Origin of the sequence: Kitasatospora hibisci (assembly GCF_043950205.1) — a bacterium.
GTDB classification, from domain to species: domain Bacteria; phylum Actinomycetota; class Actinomycetes; order Streptomycetales; family Streptomycetaceae; genus Kitasatospora; species Kitasatospora hibisci.
In genome coordinates, this window is record NZ_CP171642.1 from 4820975 (window position 1) to 4837635 (window position 16661).

Genomic DNA, 16661 nt, shown 5'->3' on the forward strand with positions numbered 1-16661 from the left:
GACATTTCGGTGAAATGCTGACAAAGATCTCTGTGTGGGGAATCGGAGGGAGCCAAGGTGAACCGCAAGAAGGAGCCCACCCGCCCGATCCCGGCCGGGCCGCGGCCGACCGGGCCCAGAGCCTTCGGCGTGAGCACGGCCGTCCTGGCGGCCGTCGCCGTGCTCACCGCGCCGGCCGTGGCGGGCTGCAGCAGCGGCTCGTCGTCCGCGTCGTCCCCGGCCGCCACCACCCCGGCCGCCACCACCACGGGCGCCACCGCCACCGCGCCCGCCCAGCCGACCGGGCCCGCCAACCAGCTGGAGGAGGCCTACCGGAAGGTGATCACCGACGTGCTGCCCTCGGTGGTGCAGATCACCACCGGCAGCGGGCTCGGTTCCGGGATCGTCTACAACGACAAGGGCGACATCGTCACCAATGCCCACGTGGTCGGCAACGCGACCAACTTCACGGTCACGCTGGCCAACAGCACCAAGCCGCTGGACGCCACCCTGGTCGCCAGCTACCCGGACTCCGACCTCGCGGTGATCAGGCTGACCGACCCGCCGAGCGGTCTCAAGCCGGCCTCCTTCGCCGACTCCGGCAAGGTCCAGCTCGGGCAGATCACGCTGGCCATGGGCAGCCCGCTGGGGCTCTCCAGCAGTGTCACGGACGGCATCGTCTCGGCCACCGGCCGGACCGTCTCCGAACCCGACAGCCCCGGATCGCCGGGCGCCACCATCGGCAACATGGTCCAGACCTCGGCGGCGATCAACCCCGGCAACAGCGGTGGCGCGCTGGTCGACCTGAACGGCCAGGTGATCGGCATCAACACGCTGGCCGCCACCGAGCCCGAGAGCAACGGGACCGCCGCCGCGCCCGGGATCGGCTTCGCCATCCCGGCGTCCACCGTCACCCGCATCGCCGACCAGCTGATCAAGGACGGCAAGGTCACCAACTCCGGCCGGGCCGCACTGGGCATCACCGCCCGGACCTTCTTCGACCAGGAGTTCCGCCCGGCGGGCGCGGTCGTCGTGGCGGTCTCCGCGGGCGGCGCGGCCGAGGCGGCGGGCCTCCAGGCCGGTGACGTGATCACCAAGGTCGGCGACACCCCGGTCGACTCGCTGAACGCGCTCACCACCGCGCTGGCCTCGCTCTCCCCGGGCGACAAGACCACCGTCACCTACACCCGCGACGGCCAGTCCAGGAGCACCGAGGTCACCCTCGGCACCCTGGCGACCCCCTAGGCCCCGCCGGAGGTCACCCGCCCGCCGCGCAAGGGTCCGCGGGCGGCCGCCGGACGGGTCGCGGCCGGGAACCCCGCCCACTGCCTCGGAGGGGTTCCCGGCCGCTTCGGCCGCCCGGGCGCGTGTCTCCGTCCCCGGGGCTCAGCGGCGGGCCGCCCGGGTCCGCCAGGGAAGCTCGACGGTCACGGTGGTCGGGCCGCCGTGCGGGCTCTCCACCAGGAAGACCCCGTCCACGGCCCGGATCCGCTCGGCCAGCCCGGCCAGGCCGCTGCCCGGGTACGGGGCCGCGCCGCCCTTGCCGTCGTCCCGGACCAGCAGCATCAGCTGCTCGCCGGCCCGCCAGACGTCCACGGTGGCGGATCCGGCGCCGGCGTGCTTGGAGATGTTGGTCAGCAGCTCGCTCACGGTGAAGTAGGCGATCCCCTCGACCGCGGAGTCCGGGCGCTCCACCGCGCCGTTGCCGTCGCTCAGCTCGACGTGCACCTTGACCCCGCCCGGCACGGTGCAGCGGGCGGCCACCGAGGAGAGCGCCGCGTCCAGGCCGCGGTCGGTGAGCACCGCCGGGTGGATGCCGCGGGCCAGGTCGCGCAGCTCCTGGAGGGCCAGCTTCACCTCGCCGTGCGCGTTGTCGACCATCTGCGCGGCGGCCCGCACGTCCTCCGGCGTCTCCGTCTCCCGCAGCCGTTCCTTGGCCATGCCGAGGTCCATCGCCAGCGCCACCAGCCGGGCCTGGGCGCCGTCGTGCAGGTCCCGCTCGATCCGCCGCAGGTCCGCGGCGGCGGTGTCGACCACCGTGCCGCGGTCGTCCTCCAGCTCGCGCACCCGCTCGGAGAGCGCCCCGGGGAAGAGCAGGGTCTCCACCAGCATCCGGTCGACCGCCGACTCGAAGCGGACCACCCAGGGCAGTACCGGCCAGCCGGCGATCACGCAGACCAGCGTCAGGGCGAAGCTCAGCACGCCCCAGGGCAGCAGCAGCACGCAGTAGAGGGCCGAGCGCCAGCTCAGCGCGTCGGTCAGGTGGGCGATCGCGTAGCCGGTGATCCCCGGGCGGGTCCGGCACACCGGCGGCGGCTCGCTCACCCCGGAGCCGTGCACCGACCGGGCCCGGCGGCGGGCGGCGCCGCCCAGCGCCCGGCACCCGGCCAGCCCGGCGGCGAGCAGCGGCAGCCCCACCACGGTGACCGACAGGGCCAGGCCGATCGAGAGCAGCGTGACGGCGAAGACGAACCCGGCGATGCCGACCGGAAGGTTGAGCAGCAGCTGGCCGGCCTGCCGCCACATCCGCGCGCCGTACAGCGGGGCGCGCTCCGTGCGCGCACCCTGCTCGTCGCTGGCATCCGCGGTGCCGCGGTGCTCTGGCTTCATCTGGATCTACCGTCCCTCTCGGTCGAGCTGGTGATCCAAGCTTCCCGGGCCGGCGGTGCTCGGGGCCATGGGGGTGCTCCGTCTTCCCGGGCGGGGGTTATCCCCACCCCCGCGTCCCGCCCGGTGGCCACTCCCGTGTCCGCCGGGCGTCCAGCGGCTGTCCACGGGTTGTCTTGCGGATCGGGCAGGGTGCGGTGGTCGACGGCCGTGCACTTAGACTCACGCATTGGCGATGGTTATGACCGTGTAAAGAAACGTCGTAGAACTGCCCCGAGGGGCGGTTTCCACGGCCGATGTGGAGGCGAGTGGCATGGAGGGGCAGCAGGCGGCTGCCGTCGCTGCCGACCCGGCGGTCGGCAGCGGCTACTTCGACGCGTACGCCGCGATGGGCCTGCTCGCGGTGGTCGGCGTGCTGTTCGTCGCCGTGGCGTTCACCGCGAACCGGCTGCTGCGGCCGGTGGTGTACTCGCCGGAGAAGCTCCTCGCCTACGAGTGCGGTGTGGACCCGGTCGGGGAGGACTGGGCGCACACCCAGATCCGTTACTACGTCTACGCCTTCCTGTACGTGATCTTCGCAGTCGACGCGATCTACCTGTTCCCGTGGGCGACCGTCTTCGCCGCCCCCGGGTACGGCGCCGGGACGCTGATCGAGATGTTCGTCTTCATCGGCTTCCTCGCGGTCGGGCTGCTCTACGCCTGGAAGAAGGGCGTTCTGGAATGGACGTGACGCACAACCACTCGCACGGCGCCGGAGGCCCCGTCCCGCTCGGCCTGCCCGACCCGTCCCGCCCCGGCGCGGCCGTCGAGCGCCGCGCCATCGGCCCGCTGGCCCGGCTGGCACCGGACCCGGTCAAGGTCGTCCTCAACTGGGGGCGCCGCTACAGCCTCTGGTGCTTCAACTTCGGCCTGGCCTGCTGCGCGATCGAGTTCATCGCCGCGTCCATGGCCAAGCACGACTTCATCCGGATGGGTGTCATCCCGTTCGCGCCCGGCCCCCGCCAGGCCGATCTGATGATCGTCTCGGGGACCGTCACCGACAAGATGGCCCCGGCGGTGAAGCGCCTGTACGAGCAGATGCCCGAACCGAAGTACGTCATCTCCTTCGGTGCCTGCTCCAACTCCGGAGGCCCGTACTGGGACTCCTACTCGGTCACCAAGGGCGTGGACCAGATCATCCCGGTCGACGTCTACGTCCCGGGCTGCCCGCCGCGGCCGGAGGCACTGCTCCAGGGCGTCCTCAAGCTCCAGGAGAAGATCGCCGCCGAGTCCCTGCCGGGCCGGTACACCGCGCCCGCCGCCGCACTGCGCCGCCCGCTGGTGGCCGGGCCGGACGCCGCTTCGGAAGGAGGAGGCGCATGAGCACCGCCGAGGAGTACGCGGCGTCGGTCGGCGAGTGGGCCACCGGCGCCGAGGCGTACGGGCTGATCACCGTCGACGTTCCCGCCGAGCACTGGGTCGAGGCCCTCACCGCGGCCCGCGACGTCCTCGGGCTCTCCTTCTTCGACTGGCTGAGCGCCGTGGACGAGCTGGCCGAGGGCTTCTCGGTGGTCGCCCACCTCGCCTCCGCCGACGCGCCGGGTGTGCGCCACCTCGCGGTGCGCACCCGTGTGCCGCGTGACGGGGCCGCGCTGCCGACGGCCGTCCCGGTGTACGCCGGCGCCGCCTGGCACGAGCGCGAGACGCACGAGATGTTCGGCATCGACTTCCCCGGGCACCCCTACCTCGCCACCCTGCTGCTGCCGGACGGCTTCGAGGGGTACCCGCTGCGCAAGGAGTTCGTGCTCGCGGCCCGGGTCGCCAAGGCCTGGCCGGGTGCCAAGGAGCCGGGCGAGTCCGACCACGGCGACGGGCCGGCGCGGCGCAAGATGCAGCCGGCCGGCGTGCCGGACCCGAACGAGTGGGGGCCGCTCAAGGGCACCCTGCCGCCGGTCGCGGAGCGGCCCGCGCGCGGTGCGCGGGCGGCGGGCGCGGCCCGGGTGCCGCGGGCCGCTGCTGCCGGTGCGGGTGCCGCTGCCGGGGCGGCCGAGGGTGCTGCCGCGGTGCGGGCGGACCGGCCGCGGCGGACCAGGTCGGTCTCCGAGGGTTCCGCGAGCCAGGCCGCCGAGGCGGCCGGGGGCGCGGCCGTCGAAGGCGCGCCGGTCGTCGGTGCGGCGGAGAGCACCGCACCGCCGGTGCGGGCGGACCGGCCGCGGCGGACCAGGACGGCCTCGGACGGCTCCGCGAGCCAGGCGGCGGGTGCGGGGACCGACTCCGCAGACGCCGGGGCGAGGCCCGACCGGCCGGCGCCGGCCCGGCCGCAGTCCGCGGACGCGCCCTGGCACAACCCCGTGCCGGCGCACGACGAGCCCGGGGCGAAGCCCGGCACGAAGCCGGAAGCGGCGACCGGGGCGGAGCCCGAACCGGAGCCCGAACCGGAGCCCGAAGCGGCACCCGAACCGAAGCCCGCGCCGGAGGCCGGGCCCACGTCGGACGGGACGACCGACGGGACGACCGACGAGACGCCGGCCGACCGGGCCGGCCAGGACGGAGACAGCACGTGAACCTGCTCGACACGTTGCTGCGCTGCGCCGCCACGCTCGTCGTCTTCCTCTCCTTCCCCCTGATCATCGGCCAGACCGAGCACAAGGTGATGGCGCACATGCAGGGCCGGCTCGGTCCGATGTACGCCGGCGGCTTCCACGGCTGGGCCCAGCTGGTCGCGGACGGGGTGAAGTTCGCGCAGAAGGAGGACATCGTCCCGGCCGGTGCGGACCGCCGGATCTTCCAGATCGCCCCGGCCGTCTCGCTGCTGCCGTACCTGTTCGTCCTGCTGGCGATCCCGGTCGGCCCGGACGGCTTCGTCGGCCAGGCCGTCGACGCCGGCCTGTTCTTCGTGCTGGCCGTGATGGGCATCGGCGTGATCGGCAAGCTGATGGCCGGCTGGGCCTCGGCGAACAAGTTCTCGCTGCTCGGCGGCCTGCGCACGGCCGCGCAGCTGATGTCCTACGAACTGCCGATGGTGCTCGCCGCCGCCTCCGTGGCGATGGCCGCCGGCACGCTCTCACTGCCCGGGATCATGGACGCCTGGGAGTGGTACTGGCTCCCGTGGCAGCTCATCGGCGCGTTCGTCTTCTTCACCGCCGGCCTGGCCGAGCTGCAGCGCCCGCCGTTCGACATGCCGGTGGCCGACTCCGAGATCATCTTCGGGGCGTACACCGAGTACACCGGCCTGCGCTTCGCGTTCTTCCTGCTCTCCGAGTACGTGGGCATCCTGGTGGTGTCCGGGCTGACCGCGGTGCTGTTCCTGGGCGGCTGGCACGGCCCGCTGCCGGACCAGCTCGGCTGGCTCTGGACCATCCTCAAGACCTTCGCGCTGGCCTTCGTCGTCATCTGGCTGCGGGTCACCTATCCGCGTCTGCGCGAGGACCAGCTGATGAAGTTCGCGTGGACCGTGCTGATCCCGCTCGCCCTCGTCCAGCTCGCCCTCACCGGCGTCATCAAGGTGGCGATCTCATGACCTTCCCCGGCTCCGGCCTGGCCAAGGGCCTGGCCGTCACCCTGCGGACGATGACGAGGAAGAGCGTCACCGCGCAGTACCCCGACGTGCAGCCGGTGCTGCCGCCGCGCTCGCGCGGCGTCATCGCGCTGCTGGAGGAGAACTGCACGGTCTGCATGCTCTGCGCCCGTGAGTGCCCGGACTGGTGCATCTACATCGACTCCCACAAGGAGACGCTGCCGGCCGCGGACCCGAACGCCCGCGCCCGCACCCGCAACGTGCTGGACCGGTTCGCCATCGACTTCTCGCTCTGCATGTACTGCGGGATCTGCATCGAGGTGTGCCCGTTCGACGCGCTCTTCTGGTCGCCGGAGTTCGAGTACGCGGAGACGGACATCCTGGAGCTGACCCACGAGCGGGACAAGCTCCGCGAGTGGATGTGGACGGTGCCGGCGCCGCCGGCGCTGGACCCGGGGGCCGAGGAGCCCAAGGAGATCGCCACCGCGCGCAAGGCGGCGGACAAGCTGGCGGCGGCCGCCGCCGCGGCCGCCGCGTCGGAGGAGCCGGACGGGAAGGAGGACGCCGAGTGAGCGCCGCCCTGATCGCCGCGACCGGGTCGCTGGACCCGGCCGCCCGTTCGTTCCTCTCCCCGACCGGGGCCGAGATCGTCTTCCTGCTGGTCGGCATCGCGGTGCTCGGCTCGGCCGTGGTCGCCGTCACCACCAAGCAACTGGTGCACGCCGCGCTCTGGCTGGTCGCCGCGCTCGGCGGCCTGGCGGTGGAGTTCCTGCTGCTCACCGCCGAGTTCATCGCCTGGGTGCAGGTGCTGATCTACCTCGGCTCGGTGGTCGTGCTGGTGCTGTTCGGGCTGATGCTGACCAAGGCGCCGATCGGGCGCTCGCCGGACGCCGACTCGAAGAACCGCTGGGTCGCCCTGGTGGTCGCGCTGGCCTCGGCCGGCACCCTGGTGACCCTGGTCGTGGACGCCTTCCGGAAGTCCTGGATCGACCTCGGCGCCGGCGGCGGCTCGGCCGCGGTGACCGGGGCGAGCCTCTTCCGCACGTGGGTGCTGCCGTTCGAGGCGCTCTCGGTGCTGCTGCTGGCGGCGCTGATCGGCGCGATCGTGCTGTCGCGCGGGGCCGGGCGGCGGGTGCCGCCGCCCCGGGCGGGCCGGATCAGGGCCGGCCGGCCGGTGGGCGGCAACGGGACGGTCGCCGCCACCGCGCCGCGGGCCGCGGAACCGAAGGCCGACGCCGCCGCCACGCCGAAGGCCGCCCCGGAGGCCCCGACCGCGGCCGCTGCCACCGCGCCGACCGCTGCCACCGCGTCCGCGACCACCCCGGCGGAGGAGAGCTGATGCACCTCGCCTACCCCGCCGTGCTCGCCGTGCTGCTGTTCAGCGTCGGCGTCTACGGCGTGCTCGCCCGGCGGAACGTCATCCTGGTGCTGATGTCCGTCGAGCTGATGCTCAACGCCGTCAACCTCAACCTCGTCGCCTTCGACGTCTGGCTGCGGGACTCCCTGCACGCCGGCCAGGCGCTCACCCTGTTCACCATCACCATCGCCGCCGCCGAGATCGGTCTCGGGCTCGCCATCGTCCTGCTGCTGTTCCGGGCCCGGGGCACCGCGGACGTCGACCGGGCCACCGAGCTCGGCGACCCGGCCGAGACCGCCGAGGAGGCGCCGACCGGAGCCGAGGCGCTGAAGGGCCAGGCCGCCGCATGAACCTCGCCCTGCCCGCCCTCGTCCCCGCGCTGCCCGCCCTCGGTGCCGCCGCAACCCTCGCCACCGGCAAGAAGGCGCGCGGGCTGGCCAAGCCGCTGGCGATCGTGCCGGTCGCCGCCTCGGCCGTACTCGCCCTGGTGGTCGCGCTCCAGCTCGGCACCGGCCAGGTCCTGGACGCCGCCACCCGGCTCGCGCCGACCGGCGGCCCCGAGATCTCGCTGGGCTTCTACCTGGACGGCTACAGCTCGCTGATCTCCGTCCTGGTCGGCCTGGTCGCCACCTGCGTGCAGGTCTACTCGACCGCCTACCTCAAGGGCGACCCGCGCTACCCCTCGTACGCAGCGCTGGTCTCGCTCTTCACCGCGGCGATGCTCCTGGTCGTCTACTCGGGCGACCTGATCGTGCTGCTGGTCGGCTGGGAGGTCATGGGCATCTGCTCGTACTTCCTGATCGGCCACCACTGGGAGACCGCCGACGCCCGCTCGGCCTCGCTGAAGGCCTTCCTGGTCACCAAGCTCGGCGACGTGCCGTTCCTGTTCGGGATCTTCCTGCTCGGCGCCGACGCCGGCAGCTTCCGGATCCCGGACGTGCTGGCCGCCGCCACCGACGGCCGGCTCGGCCACCCGACGCTGACCGCGCTGCTGCTGCTCGCCGGGGTCGCGGGCAAGAGTGCGCAGTTCCCGCTGCACACCTGGCTCCCGGACGCGATGGCCGGTCCGACGCCGGTCTCCGCGCTGATCCACGCCGCCACCATGGTGGCGGCCGGCATCTACCTGGTGGCCCGGCTGCTGCCGGTCTTCCTGCTCTCCGGGGCGGCGCTGGTCGTGCTGGCGGTCATGGCCGCCGTGACGATGATCGGCTCGGCGCTCTGCGCACTCGCCCAGGACGACCTGAAGCGGGTGCTCGCCTACTCGACCGTCGGCCAGCTCGGCTACATGGCCGGTGCGCTGGCCAGCGGCGACCGCGAGGCGTCCGTCTTCCACCTGGTCACCCACGGCGTCTTCAAGGCACTGCTGTTCCTCGCCGCCGGTGTGGTGATCCACGCCGCGCACACCAACTCGATCTCCGCGATGTCCCGGCTGCCCGGGCTGCGCAAGCGCGTCCCGGACGCCTACTGGACGATGGGCATCGCGCTGGCCGCCCTGGTCGGGCTCCCGCCGTTCTCCGGCTTCTTCAGCAAGGAGGCGGTGCTGACCGCCGCCGAGCACGCCGCCGACGGCGACGCGCTGACCAACGGGCTCGGCCCGGCCTCGGCCGTCCCCGAGGCGGCCGGGTGGATCGTGCTGGTCTCGGCCGCGCTCACCGCGCTGCTCACCGCGGCCTACGCGGCCCGGATGTTCCTGGTCACCTTCCACACCCCGCCGGCGGCCGTCGCGGCCGCCGCCCCCGCGGTGGGACGGCCGGACCACGAGGCCGACGCACCGTACTCGCCCGAGGTGGACGAGGCCGACCCGGCCACCGCGGAGCCGCCCGCGATGCGCTGGCCGCTCTGGGTGCTGGCCCTCCCCACGATGGGCCTCGGGGTGCTCGGCCTGCGCTCCGACTGGCTGCCCGCGCTGCTGGACGGCGGCTCGCTGCGCCCGTCGCCCGTCACCGCCGTGATCGGCACCGGCCTCGCCGCGGTCGGTGCGCTGCTGGCGTACGGGGCCTGGCGCTCCGCCACCGCGCGGGTCGCGGCCGGCCGCACCGAGCCGGCCGACGCGCGCCGGGTGCCCGAGCAGGCCGGGGCCCCGGCCGCCGAGGTGATCGTCGGCGACCCCGGGCGCGCCCTGCTCGGCCCGCTGTTCGGCCCGGCCCGGCACGGCTTCGGCGTCGACCGGCTCTACAGCGCGCTGTTCGTCCGCCCGGTGGCCGCCGCCGCGCAGCTGGTCCGTTTCCTCGACCGCGAGGTCGTCGAGACCTACGTGCGCGGCAGCGGGCTCGGCGCCAACCTGCTCGGCCGGGCCGTCCGGCTCGCGCAGACGGGCAACGCACAGACCTACCTCGGCGCGCTGCTCGCCGGCGTCGTCCTGCTGGCCGTCCTGGTGGCGGTGTAGCCGGATGCCCTATCCCGCCCCGCCGGTCCCCCCGATGTCCACCGCCGCCCGCACCGCCCGTAGGAGCCCCCGATGAACGCAGTCCTCATCGCCCTCCTGCTGCTGCCGCTGGCCGGCGCCGCGCTGACCCTGGCGCCGGTGTTCGGCGCCGACGCGGCCGTCGCCGACCGGCGCGCGCTCCGGCTGAACAGCGTCGTCACCGGTGCCGTGCTCGTGCTGACCGTCGTGCTGGCGGCCGGCTTCGACCACGACGAGCCCGCCCGGATGCAGGCCACCACGGACGTGTCCTGGATCCCGGCCATCGGCGTCCGGCTCCACCTCGGCGTGGACGGCGTCTCGCTGCCGCTGATCGTGCTGACCTCGCTGCTCACCTTCCTCTGCGCGCTGTACTCGGAGAAGCGGCCGCCCTCGGGCGACGCCCCGGGCGGGGCCCCCGGCTCGGGCCGTCCGTCGGCGCAGTCCTTCGTCGGGCTGTTCCTCCTCCTCGAAGTGGGCATGCTCGCCACCTTCGCGGTGCTGGACCTCCTGCTCTTCTTCCTGGCCTTCGAGATCGTGCTGATCCCGATGTACTTCCTGATCGCCCGCTGGGGGAGCGGGGCGAAGGTGCCGGCCGCCAACCGGTTCATCCTCTACACGCTGCTCGGCTCGGCCGTGATGCTGCTCGGCTTCCTGCTGGTCGGCAGCAAGGCGGGCACCTTCGACATGCAGGCCCTGGCCGCCGCGCAGGGCAACGGCCTGAGCCACACCACCCAGGTGACCGCCGCGCTGGCGATCATGGTCGGCCTCGCGGTCAAGGCACCCGCCTGGCCGCTGCACAGCTGGCTCCCGGACGCGCACACGGCGGCCCCGACCATCGGCTCCGTACTGCTCGCCGGCGTGCTGCTGAAGATGGGCACCTACGGCCTGGTCCGCGTCCTCCTTCCGGTCGTGCCCGACGGCACCGCGACGCTCGCCCCCTACCTGGGCGCGTTCGCCGCCGTCGGCATCGTCTACGGCTCGCTCGCCTGCCTCGCGCTCGCCCGTCCGGGCTCCAAGGGCGACCTCAAGCGCCTGATCGCGTACTCCTCCGTCGGCCACATGGGCTTCGTCCTGCTGGGCATCGCCTCCCTCACGACGGTGGGCGTCAACGGCGCGCTGTTCGCCAACATCGCCCACGGCCTGATCACCGGTCTGCTCTTCTTCGTGGTGGGCGCGCTCAAGAACCGCTACGGCACGGCCGACCTCGACACCCTGGCCGGCTCCACCGGCGGCGCGCTCTACGGGCGGGCCCCGCGGATCGGCGCCCTGCTCGCCTTCGCCGCCGTCGCGAGCCTCGGCCTGCCCGGCCTGGCCGGCTTCTGGGGTGAGCTGCTCGCGATGTTCGGCGCCTTCGACCCGGCCGCCGGCCTCTCGCGTCCCGCGTTCCTCACCTACATGGTCCTGGCCGGCCTCGGCACCCTGCTCACCGCCGCGTACCTGCTGGTCGTGGTCAAACGCGTCTGCATGGGAGACCCGGAGCAGCCCGCCCCGGTGGCCGAGCTCGCGGACCTGCGCCCGTACGAGGCGGTCAGCTGGACGCCGCTGGCCGCGCTCACCCTGCTGGCCGGACTCTGGCCCGCGCTCCTGCTGAGCCTCTCCGAACCCGCCGTCAAGCTCCTCCTCGGAGGTGGCTGAGCATGCTCGGACCCCAGCTCGCCGCACTCGGACCTCACTCCACGGGGCAGCACACTGTGACCTCCCTCGCCGTAGCCAACCCGGGCAGCCTGATCCAGTCCGTGGACTGGGTGGCGATCGCGCCCCCGCTGATCGCCGCCGTGGCCGCCCTCGCCGTGCTGGTCACCGACCTCTTCCTGCCCGAGCGCCACAAGAAGCTCCTCGGTCTGCTCACCGCGGCCGGACTCGCCCTCGCGCTCGCCTCGATCCTCCCGCTCACCGGGGGATCGCCCCGGGCGACGTTCTGTGCGCAGAGCGTCCCGGGATCCGCCGGCGGCGCGGGCTGCTCGTACGTCGCCGACCACTTCGCCCTGGTGTTCCAGCTGCTCGCGCTCGGCGGCGCACTGATCGCCGCGCTGCTCTCGGTGCACACCGTCGAGGACGAGAAGCTGCCCGGCGGCGAGTACTGGTTCCTGTTGCTCTCCAGCGCCACCGGCGCCGCCCTGCTGCCCGCCTCCCGCGACCTCGCCACCCTGGTGATCGCCCTGGAGGTGGCCTCGCTGCCGTCCTTCGCGCTGGTCGCGCTGCGCCGGGACGGCAGGGGCGCCGAGGCGGCGCTCAAGTTCTTCCTCACCTCCGTCACCGCGACCGCCGTGATGCTGCTCGGCGTCGGGTTCGTCTACGCCGCCGCCGGCAGCCTCCACCTGGGCGCGGTGGCCGAGGGCCTGGCGCACGCGCCGGCCCAGCTGAAGCCGCTGGCCGAGGTGGGCGCGGTGCTCACCCTGGTCGGCTTCGCCTTCAAGGTCGCCGCCGTCCCGTTCCACTTCTGGGTGCCCGACACCTACACGGGCGCCCCGCTGCCGGTGGCCGGCTACCTCTCGGTGGTCGGCAAGGCGGCCGGCCTCTCCGGCCTGGCCCTGGTCACCGTGATCGCCTTCCGGCCGTACGCGCACACCTGGGGCCCGGTGCTCGCGGTGCTGGCCGCCGCCACCATGACGGTCGGCAACGCGGGTGCGCTGCGCCAGCGGTTCGACACCCGGTACAGCGCCGTCCGGCTCCTCGCCTGGTCCTCGGTCGGCCAGGCCGGCTACCTGCTGGTCCCGCTGGCCGCCGCCGGGTACGCGCCCACCGGCACCGACCCGCTGGGCGCCACCGCGGCGTACGCGCTGATCTACGGTGTGGTGAACCTGGGCGCCTTCGGCGTGGTCGCCGCCGTCGGCCGCCGGGCCGGGACCAGCGTCGACGACTTCCGGGGCCTGTTCGCCCGCCGGCGCTGGACCGCCCTGGCGCTCGCCTTCTTCCTGCTCTGCCTGGCCGGCCTGCCGCCGGGCGTGATCGGCCTGTTCGGCAAGGTCGTGGTGTTCCGCGCCGCGGTCGACGCCGGGCTGGGCTGGCTGGCCGTGGTGATGACCGTCAACGTGGTCGTGGCGCTCTACTACTACCTGCTCTGGACGGCCCGGCTGTTCGCTCCGGTGGCGGCCGGGGAGCCGGTCGGCGAGGCTGTCACCGAGCGCCGACTCCCGGTCCCGCTGGCGGCCACGCTGGGGCTCACCGCCTCCGCGGCCGTGGTGCTCTCGGTGGCTCCGGAGCTCGTCCTCCAGGTGGTCGGCGGCACCCTGTTCTGACCCCCGCCGGCCGGCCCCCGGGCCGGCCCCGGCGGGTGCGGTGGTGGTCACAGGCGGAGGTCACAAGGGAACAAGGCCCACGGCCCCACCCGTTGAGCGGGCAGAGGGACGAGGCAGAGAGGGCTTCCCCACCGCACCATTGGAGGGCCTGCCGTGCACCGCCGGCACAACGGACTGAGGACCGCCGCACTGCTCGGCGGCCTCTCGGCACTGATCCTGCTGATCGGCAGCCTCTTCGGCCGCACCGGGTTCGTGATCGCCCTGGTGGTGGCACTCGGCACCAACGCCTACGCGTACTGGAACAGCGACAAGCTCGCGCTGCGCGCGATGCGGGCCCGCCCGGTGAGCGAGATCGAGGCGCCCCGGCTGTACCGGATCGTCCGGGAGCTCTCCACCTCGGCCCGGCAGCCGATGCCCCGGCTCTACATCTCGCCCACCCCGGCGCCGAACGCCTTCGCCACCGGGCGCAACCCGCGCAACGCGGCGGTCTGCTGCACCGACGGCATCCTGCAGCTGCTGGACGAGCGCGAGCTGCGGGGCGTGATCGGGCACGAGCTCAGCCACGTCTACAACCGGGACATCCTGATCTCCTCGGTCGCCGGGGCGCTCGCCTCGGTGGTGATGTTCCTGGTGAACTTCGCCTGGCTGATCCCGTTCGGGCGCAGCGAGGACGACGACGGGCCCGGCCTGTTCGGGACGCTCGCGATCATGATCCTCGGGCCGCTGGCGGCCTCCCTGATCCAGCTGGCCGTCAGCCGCTCCCGCGAGTACCAGGCCGACGCCGACGGCGCCCGGATCACCGGGGACCCGCTCGCCCTGGCGAGCGCGCTGCGGAAGCTGGAGGCCGGCACCCGGAAGCTGCCGCTGCCGCCCGAGCCGCAGCTGCAGACGGCCAGCCACATGATGATCGCCAGCCCGTTCCGGCCGGGCGAGGCCGGTGCCCGGTTGTTCTCGACGCACCCGCCGATGGCGGAGCGGATCGCCCGGCTGGAGCAGATGGCAGGCCACCGGCGCTGAACGCCCGCCGCCCGGTGCCCGCCGAGTGCGGTCGGCCGGGCGACCCGGGCGTACGGTTCCGGGTTCAGCCGACGGCGGTCTCCTCGTACGCCCGGCGCAGCCGGTGGACGCCCTCGGCGGCGTGTGCGGGGCTGTCCACCCCGGCGTAGCTCAGGCGCAGGTGCGGGGCCGGCGGCTCGGCCGCGTAGTAGGGGCGGCCGGGGGCGACCAGGACGCCGGCCCGGAGCGCGGCGGCGGCGAGCGCCGTCTCGTCGGTGCCGTCGGGCAGCCGGACCCAGAGGTGGTAGCCGCCCGGCCGGAACGCGCCGAGCAGACCGGGGAGCTCGCGGCGCAGCGCGGCGACGGTGGCGGTCCGGCGGTCGCGCAGCTCGGCGCCCAGGGTGCGCAGATGACGGGCCCAGCCGGGGTCGGCGACCAGCTCCAGCGCGGCCTCCTGGAGCGGCCGGGAGACGAAGAAGCTGTCCACCACCTGGGTGGCCCGCAGCCGCTGGCGGGCGGGGCCGCGGGCGGTGAGTGCGCCGACCCGGAGGTTGGGCGAAGCCGCCTTGGTGAGCGAACGCAGGTGGACCACGACGCCGTCCGGGTCGTCGGCGGCGAGCGGGCGGGGCAGCGCGGGGGAGTCGGAGTGCACCAGGCGGCGGGCGAAGTCGTCCTCGACCACGAAGGCGCCGGCGGTCCGGGCGATCCGCAGCACCTCTGCCCGCCGCTCGGCGGAGAGCACCGCGCCGGTCGGGTTCTGGAACAGCGGCTGGCAGACGAAGAGCCTGGCCCGGGTGGCGTCGAAGGCCGCTGCCAGCAGGTCGGTGCGCACGCCGTCCGCGTCGACCGGGACCGGCACCACCCGGAGTCCGGCCGCCCAGGCTGCGGCCAGGGTGCCGGGGTAGGTCGGGGACTCGACCAGGACGGGGGCGCCCGGTGCGACCAGCGAGCGCAGCGCGACGGTGAGCGCGCTCTGCCCGCCAGCGGTGATCAGCACGTCCCCCGCGTCGAGCGGCCCGCCGTTGCCGCCGATGTCCCGGGCGAACCAGCCGCGCAGTTCGGTCAGCCCCTCCACCGGCGGGCGGTCCCAGGCACCGGGCCGCCGTCCGGCCCGGGCCAGTGCGGCGGCCAGCAGACGCTCCGGCAGCAGCGAGGCGTGCGGGTAGCCGCCGGTGAGGTCGACGACCCCGGGCGCGGGGACGTTCAGGGTGGCGAGCAGCGGTTCCGCCGCGGGGGTGCGCGGGCCGGCGTCGGCGCTCAGGGCCACCTCCTGCCAGGAGAGGTCACCGGAACGCCCCGGCGGTGGGGCGGTGGGTGCGGCGGGCGGGGCGAAGGCCGCGGCGCGGAAGACCCCGGCGCCCGGCCGGGAGACCACCAGCCCCTCGGCGGCCAGCACGGCGACCGCACGGGATACCGTCACCGGGCTGACCTGGTGGCGTTCGACCAGCGCCCGGCTGGACGGCAGTTTCCGCCCCTCCGGATAGCGCTCCACTTCTCGTCGAAGGATGTCGGCGAGTTCGGTGACGCTGCTACGCTCGTTCATGACGGCACAAGATAGCGCTACTCGGTCCCTGGTGATAGCGGCCGAGCAGTCGGCGCCCGCCCCCGGAGCACGCTCCGCCGATGGCACCGCCGGTCGCAGCGGCTCCTCCCGCGGCACCCGTTCCTCCGGAAGCTCCGGCACCGCGCTGGCGGGGCTCGGGGTGCTCTCCTTCTCGTTCAGCTTCCCGGCCACCGCCTGGGCCCTGACCGGCTTCGGTCCGTGGACGGCGACCGGGCTGCGCGGCGTCCTGGCCGGGCTGCTCGCCGCGCTCTGCCTGGCGGCCGCCCGGGTGCCGCTCCCCGAACGCCGCCACTGGCCCGGGCTGCTGGTGGTATCGGCCGGCTGCGTGCTGGGCTTCCCGCTGCTCACCACCCTGGCGCTGCGGACCTCCTCGACCGCGCACTCGGCCGTCGTCATCGGGGTGCTGCCGGTCGCCACCGCCTCGGTCGCCGCGCTGCGGACCGGCCGGCGCGCGTCCCGGGCGTTCTGGGGCGCGGCGCTCGCGGGGGCCGCGGCGGTGCTGACGTTCACCCTGATGCAGAGCCACGGCAGGCCCACCGTCGCGGACCTCTACCTGTTCGCCGCGCTGCTGGTTTGCGCGGCCGGGTACGCGGAGGGCGGGCGGATCTCGCGGGAGCTGCCGGGGTGGCAGGTGATCGCCTGGGCGGTGGTCGCGGCGCTGCCGGTCACGGTGCTGACCACCGTGCTGGCGCTGCCCGCGGAGTCGGTCCACCCGGGTGCGAAGGCGCTGGCCGGGCTGGCGTACACGGCGGCGGTCTCGCAGTTCGGCGGGTTCGTGGTCTGGTACCGGGGGATGGCGGCTGTCGGGGTGCCGAAGGCCAGTCAGCTCCAGCTGGCGCAGCCACTGCTGACGCTGGTCTGGTCGGTGCTCCTGCTGGGCGAGGAGCTGCCGGCGGCGGCACCGGTCACGGCGGTGGTGGTGCTGGTCTGCATCGCGGTCACCCAGCGCGCCCGCAGCTGAGGCCGGGACGGCCGCCGCCGCGCCCGTACCCGGGCACCGGGTACGGGCGCGGCCGCGG

The 16661-nt window shown here is 74.3% G+C and carries 15 protein-coding genes; 13 read left to right on the forward strand and 2 right to left on the reverse strand.

The features are described 5' to 3' along the window. Window positions 1–129: 129 nt before the first annotated feature. Window positions 130–1224, forward strand: coding sequence for a S1C family serine protease (locus ACF9IK_RS21045; protein ID WP_395298633.1), 1095 nt, complete (start codon window positions 130–132; stop codon window positions 1222–1224). Window positions 1225–1365: 141 nt separating this feature from the next. On the opposite strand, the gene ACF9IK_RS21050 is transcribed toward ACF9IK_RS21045, so the two are convergent. Beyond that, window positions 1366–2505, reverse strand: a complete 1140-nt coding sequence (locus ACF9IK_RS21050; RefSeq protein WP_395298634.1) for a sensor histidine kinase — start codon at window positions 2503–2505, stop codon at window positions 1366–1368. A 394-nt stretch (window positions 2506–2899) separates the two neighbouring features. Between ACF9IK_RS21050 and ACF9IK_RS21055 the strand changes: the two genes are divergently transcribed. The 11 genes from ACF9IK_RS21055 to htpX all read left to right on the forward strand — a co-directional run bounded on the left by ACF9IK_RS21055 (window position 2900) and on the right by htpX (window position 14099). Continuing rightward, complete coding sequence (locus ACF9IK_RS21055) at window positions 2900–3316, forward strand: NADH-quinone oxidoreductase subunit A (protein WP_238863742.1); 417 nt, start codon at window positions 2900–2902, stop codon at window positions 3314–3316. Continuing rightward, on the forward strand, window positions 3307–3948 hold the full coding sequence (locus ACF9IK_RS21060; RefSeq protein WP_395295719.1) for an NADH-quinone oxidoreductase subunit B: 642 nt from the start codon (window positions 3307–3309) through the stop codon (window positions 3946–3948). The genes ACF9IK_RS21055 and ACF9IK_RS21060 overlap by 10 nt, the downstream gene beginning before the upstream one ends. Then, window positions 3945–5129, forward strand: coding sequence for an NADH-quinone oxidoreductase subunit C (locus tag ACF9IK_RS21065; RefSeq protein ID WP_395295720.1), 1185 nt, complete (start codon window positions 3945–3947; stop codon window positions 5127–5129). The genes ACF9IK_RS21060 and ACF9IK_RS21065 overlap by 4 nt, the downstream gene beginning before the upstream one ends. 2 nt (window positions 5130–5131) lie before the next feature. Then, window positions 5132–6085 (forward strand): NADH-quinone oxidoreductase subunit NuoH, encoded by a 954-nt coding sequence (gene nuoH, locus ACF9IK_RS21070; protein WP_395298635.1) that lies wholly within the window; start codon window positions 5132–5134, stop codon window positions 6083–6085. Beyond that, a complete protein-coding gene (locus ACF9IK_RS21075; protein ID WP_395295721.1) occupies window positions 6082–6654 on the forward strand; it encodes a NuoI/complex I 23 kDa subunit family protein in 573 nt (190 codons plus the stop codon). The genes nuoH and ACF9IK_RS21075 overlap by 4 nt, the downstream gene beginning before the upstream one ends. Continuing rightward, a complete protein-coding gene (locus ACF9IK_RS21080) occupies window positions 6651–7421 on the forward strand; it encodes an NADH-quinone oxidoreductase subunit J family protein (RefSeq protein ID WP_395295722.1) in 771 nt (256 codons plus the stop codon). Before ACF9IK_RS21075 ends, ACF9IK_RS21080 begins: the two co-directional genes overlap by 4 nt. Next, a complete protein-coding gene (gene nuoK, locus ACF9IK_RS21085) occupies window positions 7421–7789 on the forward strand; it encodes an NADH-quinone oxidoreductase subunit NuoK (RefSeq protein WP_395295723.1) in 369 nt (122 codons plus the stop codon). The genes ACF9IK_RS21080 and nuoK overlap by 1 nt, the downstream gene beginning before the upstream one ends. Next, the gene (locus ACF9IK_RS21090; protein WP_395295724.1) at window positions 7786–9825 is read left to right on the forward strand and encodes an NADH-quinone oxidoreductase subunit 5 family protein; all 2040 of its coding nucleotides are present in this window, start codon (window positions 7786–7788) and stop codon (window positions 9823–9825) included. The genes nuoK and ACF9IK_RS21090 overlap by 4 nt, the downstream gene beginning before the upstream one ends. 72 nt (window positions 9826–9897) lie before the next feature. Then, window positions 9898–11478 carry a complex I subunit 4 family protein gene (locus tag ACF9IK_RS21095; RefSeq protein ID WP_395295725.1) on the forward strand — a complete coding sequence of 527 codons (1581 nt, stop codon included), beginning with the start codon at window positions 9898–9900 and terminating at the stop codon, window positions 11476–11478. A gap of 2 nt (window positions 11479–11480) precedes the next feature. Then, window positions 11481–13082: an NADH-quinone oxidoreductase subunit N gene (locus tag ACF9IK_RS21100; protein WP_395295726.1), complete on the forward strand. Its 1602-nt coding sequence runs from the start codon at window positions 11481–11483 to the stop codon at window positions 13080–13082. Between the two features lie 153 nt (window positions 13083–13235). Further along, window positions 13236–14099 carry a zinc metalloprotease HtpX gene (gene htpX, locus ACF9IK_RS21105; protein WP_395295727.1) on the forward strand — a complete coding sequence of 288 codons (864 nt, stop codon included), beginning with the start codon at window positions 13236–13238 and terminating at the stop codon, window positions 14097–14099. A gap of 64 nt (window positions 14100–14163) precedes the next feature. On the opposite strand, the gene ACF9IK_RS21110 is transcribed toward htpX, so the two are convergent. Further along, window positions 14164–15621 (reverse strand): PLP-dependent aminotransferase family protein, encoded by a 1458-nt coding sequence (locus ACF9IK_RS21110; RefSeq protein WP_395295728.1) that lies wholly within the window; start codon window positions 15619–15621, stop codon window positions 14164–14166. Here ACF9IK_RS21110 and ACF9IK_RS21115 point away from each other — a divergent pair. Then, window positions 15620–16603 carry a DMT family transporter gene (locus tag ACF9IK_RS21115; protein ID WP_395295729.1) on the forward strand — a complete coding sequence of 328 codons (984 nt, stop codon included), beginning with the start codon at window positions 15620–15622 and terminating at the stop codon, window positions 16601–16603. The two genes, ACF9IK_RS21110 and ACF9IK_RS21115, sit on opposite strands and share 2 nt — an antisense overlap. Window positions 16604–16661 lie beyond the last annotated feature (58 nt).